The following is a 15,470-nucleotide window of genomic DNA, read 5'->3' as shown; positions in this document are numbered from 1 at the left end:
GCATAAGATGGACTGGAAAGACTTCATGGTCGAGACCGAGGCCAATATTGGTGCATTCTCGAAAGAAGTGCCCGAAACCGTCCGTGGTTTTGGCATCATGGGTAAGGCGGCCAAAACAGATGGTGCGCTGAGTGAAAAGACAAAGGAATTCATGGCGTTGGGGATTGCCATCGCGACGCGCTGCGACAGCTGCATCGGCTTCCATGTCCGCTCATTGGTGCGGCTGGGTGCGACCCGCGAAGAGCTGTGCGAAGCGCTGGCAATGGCCACCTATATGGGCGGCGGCCCGTCTTACGCCTACAGCGCCAAGGCGTTGAAGGCGTTTGATGTGTTTTCAGAGTAATAGACCGGTACGCGGTCCGATTTCATTGGATGGTTCTTGCCATGGCAGTCACCGAAATCCGTAATGAAGGGATGCGAATTGGTGGCGAGATCATCATTACCGCTGAGACCATCCCGGTTCACTACCCCTATACCAATGAGGTCGTGGGCCATGTGCCCGCAGGGCAGGCTGAACACGCGCGCCGCGCCTTCGAAATTGCGGCCAACTACAAGCCCGAACTGACCCGCTATGAACGCAGCCAAATCCTGCAAAGGGCTGGAGAGCTGATTGGTGAACGTCGCGATTACCTCACCAAATGGCTGGTGCTTGAGCTTGGCATCTGCCATCAACACGCGATCTACGAGACCAAGCGCGCGCAGGATGTCTTTCAATTTGCGGCGACCGAGGCACTGAAGGATGATGGCGAAATCTTTGCGTGCGATCTGACCCAAAACGGTAAAGCCCGCAAGATTTTCACGATGCGCGAGCCTGTGACCGCTATCAGCGCGATCACTCCATTCAACCATCCACTCAACATGGTCAGCCACAAGGTTGCTCCGTCGATCGCCACCAATAACTGCATGGTCTGCAAACCGACCGAGTTGACGCCTCTGACCTGCCTGACGCTGGCCGATATCCTTTATGAGGCAGGCCTGCCGCCTGAGATGTTTCAGGTGGTCACTGGCTGGCCACAGGACATTGGGAATGAGATGATCACCAATGAAAACATCGACATCATAACCTTCACCGGTAGTGTTCCCGTGGGCAAGATGATCGCAGAGAAAGCGGTTTACAAACGTCAGGCGCTGGAGTTGGGCGGTAACGATCCACTGATTGTTCTGAATGACCTCAACGATGCCGATCTAGACAGGGCCGCAACGATCGCCGTAGCCGGGGCCACCGGCAATTCGGGACAACGCTGCACTGCGATCAAGCGAATACTGGTGCAAGAGAGTGTCGCGGACACCTTTGTGCCTTTGGTGCTGGAGAGGGCCAAAAAGATCAGGTTCGGCGATCCGCAGGATCCTGAGACCGAGCTGGGTTGCGTGATCCACGAGGATGCGGCCAAGCTTTTCGAAGATCGTGTTCACTTGGCCCAGAAAGAGGGAGCAGAAGTCCTTTACCACCCCGGACGTCAGGGCGCGCTGCTGCCGCCGATCGTGGTCGACGACGTTCCCCACGACTCTGCGTTAGTGATGGAGGAAACTTTCGGCCCCATTATTCCCATCATTCGCGTGCCCGACGACGATGACGAGGTCATGCGCATCTCGAACTCTACTGTGTACGGCCTGTCGTCGGGGGTATGTACCAATGACCTGAACCGCGCAATTGCCTATATCAATGGGCTGAACGTGGGCACCTGCAATATCTGGGAACAACCCGGATACCGTATCGAAATGTCCCCCTTTGGCGGCATCAAGGATTCGGGCAATGGTGTCAAAGAAGGGGTCATCGAGGCAATGAGGTTCTTTACGAATGTCAAAACCTACTCGCTTCCTTGGCCCGGTTGAAGACTTGTTGAAGATTGCAATGCACACCACTAGAGATTCATGCTCACTCAGCCATGAAATGACCGCTTGAGCCCTTCGGCTCTTGGCGTCATATGTGCCTTCGAACGCACGCGCGATGCCCCGAAACAAGGAAATACCTCATGCAAAAGGTTCTGATCACAGGTACTGCCGGATTTATCGGGTTCCATCTTGCCAAACTTTTGCTTGAGAACGGTTGCCGGGTTCATGGCTTTGACGGGATGACTGATTATTACGATGTCCGCCTCAAACAGAGCCGACATGCGCTGTTGCTGGAGAACCCAAATTTTTCGTGCGATGAAGGGATGCTGGAAGATACCGCCAAGTTCGACCAGATCGCTGATGCTTTTGAACCGGACGTGATCATCCACCTCGCGGCGCAAGCTGGCGTCCGATATAGCCTGGAGAACCCGCGCGCCTATGTCGAAAGCAATGTTGTCGGGACGTTCAACGTTATGGAAGCTGCGCGGCGGCACAAAGTGCGGCATCTGCTGATGGCTTCGACTTCGTCGATCTACGGGGCAAATCCTGACATGCCCTTCGATGAGTGCGAAAAAGCAGATCATCAACTCACTATGTACGCAGCCACCAAAAAGGCAAATGAAGCGATGGGACACTCCTATGCCCATCTTTGGGATATTCCGACGACAATGTTCCGCTTCTTCACAGTCTACGGTCCTTGGGGGCGCCCGGACCTTGCGTTCTTCAAATTCACGGACGCGATCCTCAACGACCGCCCGATAGACATCTACAACCACGGCGACATGTATCGTGATTTCACATATGTGGATGACCTGGTGCGCGCAATCTCTCTGCTGATCGACGTTGTGCCTGTTCGCCCCAAAGCCCCCGAAGACATCGCCGAAGGTGACAGCCTGAGCCCGGTCGCTCCCTATCGCATAGTGAACATTGGAAATTCAGACAAAGTGCGTTTGTTGGATTTCATCGACGCCATCGAAGAAAGCCTCGGCAAACCCGCGATCCGAAACTATATGGAGATGCAGTTGGGCGATGTGCCTGCAACTTGGGCCAATGCCGATCTGCTGCACCGCCTGACCGGTTATCGCCCAAAAACCGAAATCAGGGACGGCATTCAGGCCTTCGTGGACTGGTATCGCGCATATTACGGTAAATAGAACCTGCAAACCTGCCTAAACCTGAATTCGCCGGCCACAGCACCGATTAAACCGTCAGCGCGATCAGATCGCTTTTCTCAGTGCCTCGATTATCTGCTCTTGCGAATTCTCCTGCAGATACGGGTGCATCGGCAGGCTAATCACTGTTGCGGCGGCCTGATCGCCAATAGGCAAGTCGGCATTTGGGTCAGAAACAGCTGGTTGCTTGTTCAACGGCAGTGGATAATGCACGGCGGTCGGAACCCCGGCGTCTTTGAGCTTAGCTTGCACATCCTCACGATTGTCCACGCGTATCGTATACTGCGCCCAGGCGCTGGTCGCCCCCTCCATCAGCGTTGGAGCGGCGATATTGGTTTCCTTCAGTAGCACTTTGTAACGGTCCGCGACGGTGTCTCGCAGGACCAGTTCATCCTCGAAAATATCCAGCTTGCACAGCAGGATCGCAGCCTGCAACGTGTCCAGACGGCTGTTAACGCCAACCCTGATATGGTGATAACGCCGATCCTGCCCGTGCCGGGCAATCTGGCGAAGAATGACGCTCAGATCATCGTCCGAGGTGAAGATCGCACCACCATCGCCGTAGCAGCCAAGGGGTTTCGATGGGAAAAAGCTGGTGCAGGAAATCGTTGACAGGTTTCCTGACCGTTTGCCACGCAACGATCCGCCAAAGCTTTGAGCAGCATCCTCGATGACAGGTAAGCCGTTTGCCACAGCTACCTCGTTAATTTGTTCGAAATCAGCAGGTTGGCCATACAGCGACACCGGTATAATTGCCTTTGTCCGGGGTGTGATCGCAGCGTCAAGCTTGTTGGGATCAATGTTATAACTAGTCTGGTCAATATCGACATAAACCGGCTTTGCGCCCAGCAATCTGACGGCTTCAGCCGTGGCGATATATGAAAATCCGGGCGTGATGACCTCATCCCCCGACCCGACCTCAAGCGCCATCAAGGCAATTTGCAATGCATCCGTTCCATTGGCGCAAGTGATGCAATGTTTGGCACCCGTAAAGGCAGTCAGCCGTGCCTCTAGTTCAGCCACTTCTGGGCCAAGAATGTACTTTCCATGCGCCAACACTTTGGCAATGCCGGCATCAAGCTGATCCTTGATACGTTTCTGTTGTTCCGCCAGGTCAATAAATTGCATTGATCTAATGACGCCCTATCTTCTCTTGAAAATATCGTTCTAGGTGCTCTGCCTTTGCATCCTTTACATAATCCATAAGTGCTCGGCCATGCATATCTGTTCGCAAAGGATCTGCTCCACTTGCCAACAACGTATCCAAAAGTTCAAAACTTGCATTTGGATGAGCCATAAGCGCGGTTTTTGCATACATTAGAACAGTAGTGCCGTTTCTTCCGGTCGCGTTCGGATTTGCCCTGTGCTCTAGCAGGTAGTTTGTCAATTCAAGGCGCTGATTGAAGGCAGCCATGATCAGTGGCGTCCACCCTTTTTCAGTGCGCTCTTCCAGAAGATCAGGGTGGATTTCAAGTATCTTCGAAACAGCCTGTACGTCACCCTGGTTGCACGCCACCTTCATGCTTTCAAATGCCTGCATACGGACCCTAGTTGCACGCCAAGCTGGGAAGTTAAGTAAGGTTTCCCATTTTTTGGAGGGTGCCATGGGCTCATTTTTAGTGGGCCTATGAAGCGCAGTTGGCGACAGCTCCGATTTGGTCCAGCAATCCAAGAATTGTCTTAGCGCTGTGATTTGCAGTCGATAGGTGTTTTCCTGAACTATTTCAGGAGTATCCGTCGCGCTGATTTGAGTAGCGTCAAATGCCAGATGTTGCCCCGCGTCAACCCTGGGGTCTATCAGGTGAGTCGTAACCCCGGCATCGACTCCATTTTTGAGAGTATAGAAAAATGCATCCAGGCCGGATGTCTCGGGAATCTTTCCAGGATGAAAGTTCACAATACCCTGCTTGAAGGCTTCGATAACTGGTCGTTTGAGGATTCGCGCGCCGGATATGATACCTAGCTCCAAACCATGCTCATCAACCAGATTAATGATGCCGTCGATATCACTATGCGGCATTTCAACGAAAGAAAAACCTAAGCGCTCGCAGAGTTCCTTTGTATCAAGCGGTGGTACTGCCCTGAGCGTATGTGGGAAGTAAACTGTGCGATCCATTGATGGCAGCTTTTGAAAAGGTGCACCGATTACGGTCACCTCTCGTTGACCCATCAGCGCTAGCTCTACGAGAAAATCATGAGATTTTCGATGAGGAAACGCGTAGGCGAACACTGCAATCATTGATCAGTGCCGGAATTCAACTTGGGGTGCTGCTCGCCCTTGCGAGCTTCGATTGGTGCATTGCGGATATAGTTGACCATACCAATCGCTGGTCGATTTTCGTTAAGCCCAAACCCGTTCCCTTTCAAAATCTCTTCGTAGCTTCGCGTATGCAAATCAGCGAAACCACCAGAAAACTCGACCTCTTCTTCATTGATCGTGATCGACCGATAGGTTCTGGCTCCAGCTTCCCGCGCATCTGCCGGAACGTCGTTAATATCCAACGACAAGAACCAACGGCACCGGGCATGTTCGAACTCCAGATAACCCGCAGCCTTTGTCGGGGCATTGAGATGGACGTGGTTTGCCTGAAGGTCTCCGAAGAGAAAATGCAACATGTCAAAGAAATGTACGCCGATGTTGGTGGCAATACCACCAGATTTGCGGACATCCCCCTTCCAGCTCTCCAGATACCAACGTCCACGGGACGTGATGTAAGTCAGATCGACCTCGTACTTGGTATCTTTGGGGCTATTTCGAATCTTGTCCCTCAGAGCAATGATCGATGGATGTACGCGCAACTGCAGGATCGTGTTTACGGTCTGTCCGGTCGCCTGCTCGATCGCTTCCAGACCATCGATATCCTCGGGGTTCAACACCAGCGGCTTCTCGCAAATCGCATCAGCGCCTGAACGAAGGGCAAACCGCATGTGGCTGTCATGGAGATAATTCGGCGAGCAGATCGAAACATAATCAACTTTGCCCGTTTCGCTGCGACGTAACATGTCAACGTAGCGATCAAAACGCTCAAACTCTGTGAAAAAATGTGCATCGGGGAAGTGGCTATCGATAATCCCAACGGAGTCGCTTGTGTCTAGAGCAGCCAACAACGTGTTTCCGGTATCCGTTATCGCCTTCATGTGGCGCGGCGCGATGTATCCTGCGGTTCCTATCAGTGCGAAGTTGCTCATTCGGTGCGTCCCAAGTGCTCAAATTGTGCTACAGCGCTTCCAAGAATTTCTTTGGGAAGTCAATAGAGGCAGGCATTTCAAGCATCACCAATCGCGCTGGAAACCCCGATCAACCTCTGTTAGAGCAGTTCGGAATTGTCAGAGCTAGATTGATCTTCGACCGATGTCAGACACCCGTGCCAAATCTCAAAAAACCGTATTCTGTCTTACCTACCACGAAATTACGGCGGATGCGCGCGTTCTCAAAGAAGCGCGCGCGCTTCAAGCAGCGGGCCACAATGTCCACATTTTCTGCGACTGGCCTGGAGGCTCGCCGCAAGAAGAGGTCATTGATGGCATTCAGATCACTCGATTCAACTGGCAGTCTTGTGAGAACATCACTGAAAAATTGCTTGAACGTTTCTCGTTTATGGAGCGAACGTCCGCTCAAGTCGAGCAACGTGTCTTACCGTATGTCGAATCCGCTATTCAGCTAAATTCTTTAAAAACCTGGTTGAAGACTTTCCTCACGGACGAAGCCGTCCAAAAGCTTGACCCGATGTACTACAAAAACTTCGGTGGTGATGAAAGGCGGGCTAGAAAACTCGTACACAAGCGGCTGCTTTGGAAAACACGGCTTGGACTTGGATTCGGAAAGGGCCCGAAAAACCTCAAGTCATTTATGTTGATGGCCCGAAAAGTCAGAGAGAATTTCTTTAAACTCTATCAGTTGGAATCATTGATTTACGCAGAAAACCTTTGCCACCTTAAATTTGATGATACCCCGGACGTCATTCACGCTCATGACATCTATTGTCTCCCGGCGGGCGTTGTGCTTGCAAAACAGTTTGGGGCGAAGCTTGTATATGACGCACATGAATATGAACCAGCACGGGCGACGAAGAATCCAACTGATGGATCGAACTTTGCAGAAAACCTAGAAGACGATTGCCTCCCCTTCGTCGATTATATGATCACCGTATCGTCGTCCATCGCAGATTTGTATGCCAAACGCTTCAAAGATAGTCCGACACTAATCCTCAACGCTCCAGAGATAGATGTCGATTACATAGACGGTCGTAATAAACAGGAATTGGATCAGCTTTCAATTCGTGCTCAGGCAAAAGTTGCAGACGGGGCGCCCTTGATTATTTTTACTGGCGGCATTCAAACATCGCATCGTGGGTTAGATAAAGTACTTGAGGCTTTGGTTCATCTTCCCGAAGTCAAGTTAGCTTCGATGGGCCCACGGCACCTCCGAAACGACAAGTGGTTCATGAGTGTCGCTCATGACCTAGGTGTGGATGATCGCGTTACCTTGCTTCCACCAGTGGCTGCTCCAGATGTACCCATAGCGATTAGTACCGCAGATGTTGCAGTCATTCCGATTCAAGATGCGTCATTAAGCTATCGGTTTGCAATGCCCAATAAGCTATTCGAAGCCGCGTTTGCAGGATTGCCGATCTGTGTCTCCGATCTTCCCGACATGCGCCGTTTTACAGAATCGCTCGGTTTGGGGCGAGCAATGGACGAAACAGATCCTCAGAGCATTGCTGAAGCTATTCGGGATGTCTTGGACCATCCCGAACGCTTTACGTTAAGCGTCGACAACAGAAGGAAGCTTTGGGAGACCTACAGCTGGCCTGCGCAAGCCAAGAAGTTGGCGGCGCTATATGAAGGTATTTAAACTCGCGCGGCTAGTATCTGTGCGATTTGTTGCGAAGCGGTTCCATCACCATAGATTTCTATCTGATTTCCGCTAGTCCCTATCGCACTTAGGATACCATCCTCGATATCCCTTTCTATGGGCGAAACGATACGATTCCAGCCGCTTTCATCAAGCTCAATCGACCCTGTTTCCGTTCTAATAGTGACGCAGGGTACGCCGTAGAGATACGCTTCTTTCTGCATTCCGCTAGAGCCCGTAGAAACCAGCACCGCATTGCTTTCTAGAGCGACCATATCCAAGTACCCGACTGGGTTTATCGTTTAGACATGTCCGAATTTACGACCGATTCCATTTATCCTTGCGGCAGTACGTTGATGAAATGGCAAGACAACCGGATTTTGTTTCGCAACCGCCTCCAGACCATCCACAATGCTTGTCAACGTTTCTAGCGAACCCGTATTTTTAGCTCTAAGGATCGTCGCGAGTATGAATCCCTTTGCGTCAACCCCAATGTCGGTCGAGATCGTTGATTTCTGCTTGGACTCACCTCGCAGATCGCGGCTCTGATGCAAACCAGTTCAGGGAGTCTTCACAAGACAAGGGGATACGCGCTGGCATTCCAGGCCGAAAGCAACAAAGTACAACTTCAAATACGACAAACGCAGATGCAAGCGGCAAAACCGCGTTGAAATCATGTTCGGCCGGCTCAAGGGCTGTAGACGCGGCGCAACGCGCTATGAAGGCTGCCCAAAGGTCTTTCTCGCAGACATCGCTCTCGCGGAAACCGTCTCTATTGGTTGGGGATCATGACCCTACTGAAATGGCTAAATCTCATTCCGCAATACAAGCATTGCTAGACTTATCGATTCAGAATGGATTCTATTAGACAGCATAAGGCCGGTGCGCCTGAGCGGCGACCGGCCTTTTCCAATCAGAAATGTGCCGAATTGGAATTTGCGGGCTTGGCGACCGGAGGTGCAAAGCGGGTCAGGTCGATCCCTTCGACAGCGGCCTTGTATTCCTCGATTTTCGGAGTTCGCCCGAGGATGGCAGACAGTACAACTACCGGTGTGGAAGCCAGAAGGGATTCACCTTTCTTATCTTCCGAGTCCTCGACAACACGCCCTTGGAACAAGCGGGTAGATGTCGCCAGAACAGTATCACCTTTCTCAGCCTTTTCCTGATTACCCATGCAAAGGTTGCAGCCCGGACGCTCAAGATACAGCGTATTTTCGTATTCGGTTCGCGCTGATGTCTTGGGGAAAAGATCGTCGAATTCGAAACCGGAATATTCCTGAAGAATGCTCCACTCACCTTCTTCCTTCAACTCATCAACTATGTTGTAGGTTGGCGCCGCGACGACCAGAGGGGCCTTGAATTCAATCTTGCCCTCCTTCTTCTCAAGGTTCTTAAGCATCTGCGATACGATGATCAGATCACCCTTGTGGACCATGCAAGATCCGACAAATCCCAGATCCACTTTCTTTTCCCCTTTGTAGTAGGAAACAGGCCGGATCGTATCGTGCGTATAACGCTTGGAGACATCCGCGTTGTTCACATCAGGGTCGGCGATCATGGGCTCGTTGATCTCGTCCAGATCAACGACCAGCTCGGCAAAATACTCGGCATTTTCATCCGGCCTCAGGGCTGGAACTGCGCCGGATCTGATCTCGGCTATACGTGCGTCGGCTTTGTCGATCAGGCCTTGCAGGGTCCGCGCCTCATTCTCCATGCCCTTGTCGATCATGATCTGAATCCGACCTTTGGCGATTTCCAGTGACTCGATCAGGGTCTCGTCTTCGGAAATACAGATCGAAGCCTTCGCCTTCATCTCGGCCGTCCAGTCGGTGAAGGTAAAAGCCTGATCCGCCAGCAGGGTTCCGATATGAACTTCGATAATACGCCCTTGGAACACGTTATCGCCGAAAGCCTTCAGCATCTGCGCCTGTGTCGCGTGGACCACGTCGCGGAAATCCATGTGATCGGCCATTTTGCCTTCGAACGTCACCTTCACAGATTCCGGAATGGGCATGGTTGCTTCGCCCGTGGCCAGTGCCAAGGCAACGGTGCCCGAATCCGCCCCGAAAGCCACACCTTTGGACATGCGCGTGTGCGAGTCGCCCCCAATGATGATGGCGCGATCATCCACGGTGATATCGTTCAGAACCTTGTGGATCACGTCGGTCATCGAGTGATATTCACCCTTGGGATCGCGCCCTGTGATCAGGCCGAAATTGTTCATAAACGCCATCAGTTTGGGGATGTTGGCTTGCGCCTTCTTGTCCCAGACCGAGGCGGTGTGGCAACCGGACTGATACGCACCATCGACGGTTGGAGAAATCACGGTCGCCGCCATCGCCTCAAGCTCTTGCGAGGTCATCAGGCCAGTGGTGTCCTGCGATCCTACGATGTTGACCTTGACCCGTACGTCCGACCCGGCGTGCAAGACCGTGCCTTCCAGTACTCCCAAAGCGTTGCGGTTAAAGATCTTTTCGACCGCGGTCAGGCCCTGTCCATCTCGGCTGATCTCTTTCGAAGGCGCAAATGCCGACTTCAGCTCGACTCCCAGTGTCTGTGCTGCAAATGTTTGCAACTTCTTGCCGAACACGATGGCGTAGGATCCGCCAGCCTTCATGAACTCCTGCTTTTGCGGAGTGAAGGACGAGGCAATATCAACAAGCTCTTTGGCACCTTCGGCATCATAAAGCTTTTTGTCTTTCGTATTGATCGTGAGCACTGTCCCGGTTTCGACCGAGTACTTTTGCTCCAGGATAGGGCTGTCGTCATTGTTGAGGATCGGATTCCCCTCGGAATCGACTTTCTTGACCCAGTTTTTCAGGTCGATACCAATCCCGCCCGTCACACCAACGGTGGTCAGAAAGATCGGAGAGATACCGTTCGTGCCGGCCACGATCGGGGCAATGTTTACGAATGGCACATATGGGCTGGCCTGCTTGCCGGTCCAAAGCGCCACGTTGTTGACACCCGACATCCGGGACGAGCCAACTCCCATTGTCCCTTTCTCAGCAATCAGCATTACGCGTTTATCTGGGTGCTGGCGCTGTAATTCTTGAATCTCGTCTTGCGCTTGCTGCGAGATTAAGCACTTGCCATGCAGCTCCCGATCAGAGCGCGAGTGCGCCTGATTGCCCGGCGACAGCAAGTCAGTCGAAATATCGCCCTCGGCAGCGATATACGTGACAACTTTGATCTCTTCCTCGATATCGGGCAGCTTGGTGAAGAACTCGGCCCGTGCATAGCTTTCAAGAATGTCGCGTGCGACCGGATTTCCGGCAGAAAACGCCTCCTTCAAACGATCCGTATCAGCCTCATATAGGAATACCTGTGTTTTCAGCGCTTCAGCCGCCTGCCCTGCGATCTCGGGATCACCACCCAAAGCCAGATCAAGAAGAACCTCAACCGAAGGACCGCCTTTCATGTGCGACAGCAGTTCAAAGGCAAAGGGTACTGAAATTTCGTCAACCAGCGCTTCGCCCTGAATGATCTCTTTCAAAAAACGTGCCTTCTCGCCAGCGGCGCTGGTTGTGCCGGGCAGCGTATTATAGATGAAATAGTTTAGAGAATCCGCACGATGCGCATGATCGACGTCCTTGATCTGCGTAACAAGCTCTTTGACAAGCGCGCCGTCATCAATCGGTTTCGGATGCAGACCCTGCGCTTTGCGGGCTTCAATTTCGTCGAGGTAGTTGGTGTAAAGGCTCATGGCTCGTTCCGGTATATGTGGCTCGATTAGCAGGGGCTCAAAGACGTTATGAACGCCCGAGGATCCTAATTGTATGCGGCGGTATACTAAATGATCGGAACTTGCAAGCCTTGCACCTGTGGCGCGATGTCCCGTCTAAAAGCAACACTTCACAAAGGATTTTGTGCCAGCCAATGACTTTCGATAAGTCCGCTATGTCCTTATCTGAACCCCGTTCCCGGATGATATGCATATAGACCGGCGAGGTAATGAATAGCCATAAGGCGTAAACCGCCCCTGCTTCGAATTGCGTCAGGCAGTTGCTCGGGTCAGATAATCCTGAACCATGTCGCCAAAACTCTGTTCAACCGCAAACTCAAAACCAGCCTCGCAGCGCATCACAAGTGCTTTTAGGCCAAACAACTCGGAATAGGTTACTGCGTCTTCATCAAAAGCAGTGACATGCAGATCAAGCGGGCAGGCAATAGCCATCACTTCAGCTGCTTGGGGTCCGGCGACACTAAAGAAGGCAAGGGTGTCCGATATCCGCACTATACTGATGTCCGCAGGGCAATCCGTTGGTTTGAGCTGTGCTTCCAGTGCCTCTTCCAGTTCCAGCGAAGCACGTACAATCCAGTGATTGCGTCCAATGTGATATACCTCAACCGCTTCCTGCATCGCCCTTGTGTTGGGGCGGCTTGGCAGAGAAAACTCGGCCCAATTTTGAACGACCTCGGGATCCCCTTTGAGGTCAAACAGCGCATTCAGGGTTTGGCGTTCGATCTTGACGTCGTAGCTCATCTCAGGACCTCAGGCGCTGACCCTCGGGGTCATGGAATACAGGCTTTGTGATGGTCACCGGGATCACCTCGTCTTTCAGCCGAACATGCGCGGTTTGCCCGTGTCGCTCCTGCCCGTTCTTCAGCAACGCCAGGCCAACCCAGCGATTGTTGACGACGCTCCAGACGCAGGCGGTAACCAATCCTTCGGTCGCTTCTTTGCGACCTTCGGGGGTCAGTGGCGCGCCTTCAGGCACTTGCTTGTCAGGGTCTTCGGGCAAGATGCCGACCAATTCCCGGCGTTCCCCTAGCGCTTCACGGCGCAAGTGGACCGAGCGCTTGCCTAGGTAGTCGGGCTTTTTCTTCGACATTGCCCAGCCCATGCCCAGGTCATAGGCGTCCACGGTACCATCGACCTCGTGCCCCAGCGAAAGAAAGCCTTTTTCCACACGCAAGACATGGCTGGATTCCGATCCTACAGGCAGGATACCAAGGGGTGCACCAGCCTCCATCACCTTGTCCCACAAGGCGGCCATGTGGCGTGGGGCAACGTTGACCTCATAGGATAGCTCACCGGTGAAGCTGACGCGCACAACCCGCGCAGGGAACCCCGCAACCGTACCGTCCCGGAACGACATGAAGGGGAATGCCTCGGGCGACAGATCGATATCCGTACACAGCGCGTGCATGACATCGCGCGCGCGGGGTCCACAAATGGTGGCGTTGTTCCACTGGCTTGTCACAGTTGTGATCATGACTTGCCAGTCAGGAAACTCGGTCTGAAGCAGCTTTTCCATGTGCTGGTTGACGGCGTCTGCATGGCCCGTTGAGGTCGAGATCATCCAGCGGCGCTGATCCAGCCGAAAGGCCACCCCGTCATCTATGATCAGACCGTCATCCGACAACATAAGACCATAGCGACCATCGCCGGGCTTCAGGCTGGACATGATGTTCGAATACAGAAAATCCAGAAAGCGCGGAGCATCGCGCCCTTTAAGCTCGAACGTGCCGAGCGGCGAACCGTCGTATACGCCAACGCCTTCACGCACCGCGCGGCATTCCCGGTTCACCGCCTCTTGCAGGCCCTCACCGGGTTTGGGAAAAAACCCCGGACGGCGCCATCGGGCACCAGCCTCATACATCACTGCGCCATAATCCTTGTTCCATTGGGTCACCGGCGTGTGCCGGTAGGGGAACAACACCGAGTCCTCACGCAGCCCCCCAATCGCACCGAATGAGACCGGCGTGTAGGGAGAGCGGAATGTCGTCGTGCCAACATCTTGCAATAGAACGCCCTTTTGCAGAGCAACGGTGCCAATAATGTTGATATTGCCCGTCTTGCCCTGATCTATGCCCATCCCGCCAGTGGTGTAGCGTTTGACATGTTCCACGTTGTCATATCCTTCACGCAGCGCCAGATGCACATCGCTGACCGCAACATCGTTCTGAATATCCAGGAATGCCTTTCCACGTTGCCCTGGCACATTTACGCGCCATAGCGGTTCAATCGAACAAGGCAGCTCTGAACCGTCATCGATGATCCGATCCAGTGTGAGATCCCCCGCCGCCGCGCCGACGGCCCGACAGGATTGAATCGGTTGATCGGGCAAAAACGCAGCGAGTTCTTCATCAAACCGAAGTGTGCTGCGGGACTGAGACCACAGGTGCACCGTCGGATTCCAACCGCCGGAATGAGCCAGCAAGTCGCAGTCGATCCAGGTGCCTGCGCCCCCGGACTTGGGAACGGCCTTGACAGCACGGATGCTTTTGTACCCTCGGATATCGGCGGCTACTGTTCCGGCATGGACGGTTATCCCCGACACCAGATCAAGAGCTTCCCTTGGAACCGTGTCGCGGCTATCGAGGATCGCGTTAACCATTACCTCAGCTGCGACCAGATCGGCGGCCACTGCGTAAGCGCTGTTGTTGTTGGTGAACAGAACCACACTCTGACCGGGTGTCACGCCCCAACGATTAACATAGGCCTGCACGGATGAGGCCAACATGACGCCCGGCCTGTCATTATTGGCAAACACCATCGACCGTTCCGTGGCCCCGGTGGCAATCACCACCTCAGCAACACGGACCCGCCAGTTGCGTTCTAGAATGCTGGCCTGATCCGGCTCGCGTTCATTGACGATCACTAGGTTGTGTTCGCGATAGGCCCATACGGTCGCGTTCTGAAGATGGGTGACGTTTGCCATTTGGCTTAGTTCTTCAACCGCTTCGCCTACCCAATCCATCGCCGGACGCCCGCCAATGGTCAGGGTGCGGTTCAGGAGGCTGCCGCCCGCTTCGGTTCCCTCGTCTGCGAGGAAGACTCGCTTGCCTGCCAGACCAGCCTCAAGTGCAGCTTGCAGGCCGGCGGGACCTGCACCTGCAATCAAGACATCTGCATGAGCGTAGCGCGCTTCGAAATGCCCCGATGAAGGCGGTTGCGCAGGCGCTGCTGCCAGCCCCGCCGCCTTGCGGATGTATGGTTCAAACAGATGCCAGTTAGGCCATTTGAAAGTTTTGTAGTAGAAGCCCGCAGGAATAAAACGGCCAATCAATTGATTGATCCCGCCCAGATCAAACTCGGGCGATGGCCAGCAATTGACCGAGCGTGCATTCAGCCCTTCGCGCAATGGAACCGTGGTCGCTGGACGGTTGCCCGAGGCGTCCTCGCCTTCCAGCTCCACAAGGGTTCCCGGCTCTTCAGGCCCGTGTCCGACAATGCCGCGTGGGCGGTGGTACTTGAAACTACGGGCTGTTACTCGCACCCCGTTCGCCAGCAGGGCCGAGGCCAGAGTGTCCCCTTCGAACCCTTCGTAAGTTTTCCCATTGAACTGGAACGTCAGAAGGCGGCTTCGATCAACACGACCACCCACCGCGCGGCGATTAATCTGAGCCATCGGGCACCTCCACAATGTCATGTGTCACGGTATCCCGCCAGATTGTCAGCCACTCGCCGCAGCCCCGTGCGTGCCACCACCGCTCTTGCACAGGCCCCATCGGGTTGGGCGTTATGGTCAGGTATTCGACCCAATCAGCATCGCTGACGGCGTTGGTATCGGGTCGAGCAGCTCCGACCGGGCCGCCATAGACGAACTCGCTTTCATTGCGCTTGCCACAGAATGGGCAGGGGATGAGCATCATGATCCTGT

12 protein-coding genes and 1 pseudogene are annotated in these 15,470 nt (G+C 53.7%); 5 read left to right on the top strand and 8 right to left on the bottom strand.

The window, feature by feature from the left end; genetic code table 11:
- Window positions 1–7: 7 nt before the first annotated feature.
- From ACR0DK_RS05895 to ACR0DK_RS05885, 3 genes are all read left to right on the top strand, one after another.
- On the top strand, window positions 8–343 hold the full coding sequence (locus ACR0DK_RS05895; RefSeq protein WP_170393880.1) for a carboxymuconolactone decarboxylase family protein: 336 nt from the start codon (window positions 8–10) through the stop codon (window positions 341–343).
- Window positions 344–384: 41 nt separating this feature from the next.
- Window positions 385–1,833 carry a phosphonoacetaldehyde dehydrogenase gene (phnY, locus tag ACR0DK_RS05890; RefSeq protein ID WP_480735162.1) on the top strand — a complete coding sequence of 483 codons (1,449 nt, stop codon included), beginning with the start codon at window positions 385–387 and terminating at the stop codon, window positions 1,831–1,833.
- A gap of 140 nt (window positions 1,834–1,973) precedes the next feature.
- Complete coding sequence (locus tag ACR0DK_RS05885) at window positions 1,974–2,987, top strand: NAD-dependent epimerase/dehydratase family protein (protein ID WP_170611609.1); 1,014 nt, start codon at window positions 1,974–1,976, stop codon at window positions 2,985–2,987.
- 63 nt (window positions 2,988–3,050) lie between these two features.
- Here ACR0DK_RS05885 and ACR0DK_RS05880 read toward each other — a convergent pair whose 3' ends face one another.
- Genes ACR0DK_RS05880 through ACR0DK_RS05870 form a run of 3 tightly spaced genes read right to left on the bottom strand, consistent with a single transcriptional unit; the run spans window position 3,051 to window position 6,194 of the window.
- The gene (locus ACR0DK_RS05880; RefSeq protein ID WP_480735158.1) at window positions 3,051–4,133 is read right to left on the bottom strand and encodes a DegT/DnrJ/EryC1/StrS family aminotransferase; all 1,083 of its coding nucleotides are present in this window, start codon (window positions 4,131–4,133) and stop codon (window positions 3,051–3,053) included.
- A 4-nt stretch (window positions 4,134–4,137) separates the two neighbouring features.
- Entirely contained in the window at window positions 4,138–5,244 is a 1,107-nt protein-coding gene (locus ACR0DK_RS05875; protein WP_170562078.1) for a formyltransferase family protein, read from the bottom strand.
- Window positions 5,241–6,194: a Gfo/Idh/MocA family protein gene (locus ACR0DK_RS05870; protein ID WP_170562081.1), complete on the bottom strand. Its 954-nt coding sequence runs from the start codon at window positions 6,192–6,194 to the stop codon at window positions 5,241–5,243. The genes ACR0DK_RS05875 and ACR0DK_RS05870 overlap by 4 nt, the downstream gene beginning before the upstream one ends.
- A 163-nt stretch (window positions 6,195–6,357) precedes the next feature.
- On the opposite strand from ACR0DK_RS05870, the gene ACR0DK_RS05865 reads away from it, so the two are divergent.
- On the top strand, window positions 6,358–7,860 hold the full coding sequence (locus ACR0DK_RS05865; protein WP_170562084.1) for a glycosyltransferase: 1,503 nt from the start codon (window positions 6,358–6,360) through the stop codon (window positions 7,858–7,860).
- Here the strand turns inward: ACR0DK_RS05865 and ACR0DK_RS05860 are convergent.
- Window positions 7,857–8,159: a UDP-N-acetylglucosamine 2-epimerase gene (locus tag ACR0DK_RS05860; protein ID WP_255612260.1), complete on the bottom strand. Its 303-nt coding sequence runs from the start codon at window positions 8,157–8,159 to the stop codon at window positions 7,857–7,859. The two genes, ACR0DK_RS05865 and ACR0DK_RS05860, sit on opposite strands and share 4 nt — an antisense overlap.
- 230 nt (window positions 8,160–8,389) lie before the next feature.
- Between ACR0DK_RS05860 and ACR0DK_RS05855 the strand changes: the two are divergent.
- Window positions 8,390–8,699, top strand: a pseudogene (locus ACR0DK_RS05855) (transposase); the annotation flags it as partial.
- A 74-nt stretch (window positions 8,700–8,773) separates the two neighbouring features.
- On the opposite strand, the gene ACR0DK_RS05850 reads toward ACR0DK_RS05855, so the two are convergent.
- From ACR0DK_RS05850 to ACR0DK_RS05835, 4 genes are all read right to left on the bottom strand, one after another.
- Window positions 8,774–11,566 (bottom strand): bifunctional aconitate hydratase 2/2-methylisocitrate dehydratase, encoded by a 2,793-nt coding sequence (locus tag ACR0DK_RS05850; RefSeq protein WP_480735154.1) that lies wholly within the window; start codon window positions 11,564–11,566, stop codon window positions 8,774–8,776.
- 291 nt (window positions 11,567–11,857) lie between these two features.
- Entirely contained in the window at window positions 11,858–12,346 is a 489-nt protein-coding gene (locus ACR0DK_RS05845) for a sarcosine oxidase subunit gamma (protein WP_480735153.1), read from the bottom strand.
- Between the two features lies 1 nt (window position 12,347).
- A complete protein-coding gene (locus ACR0DK_RS05840; RefSeq protein WP_480735151.1) occupies window positions 12,348–15,218 on the bottom strand; it encodes a 2Fe-2S iron-sulfur cluster-binding protein in 2,871 nt (956 codons plus the stop codon).
- Window positions 15,205–15,462 carry a sarcosine oxidase subunit delta gene (locus ACR0DK_RS05835; RefSeq protein WP_170393857.1) on the bottom strand — a complete coding sequence of 86 codons (258 nt, stop codon included), beginning with the start codon at window positions 15,460–15,462 and terminating at the stop codon, window positions 15,205–15,207. Before ACR0DK_RS05835 ends, ACR0DK_RS05840 begins: the two co-directional genes overlap by 14 nt.
- Window positions 15,463–15,470 lie beyond the last annotated feature (8 nt).

It is taken from the genome of Ruegeria sp. CE6, assembly GCF_056537485.1.
Note: the sequence above shows the minus strand (reverse complement) of the source record. Positions and strands in the feature narration are given on the sequence as shown.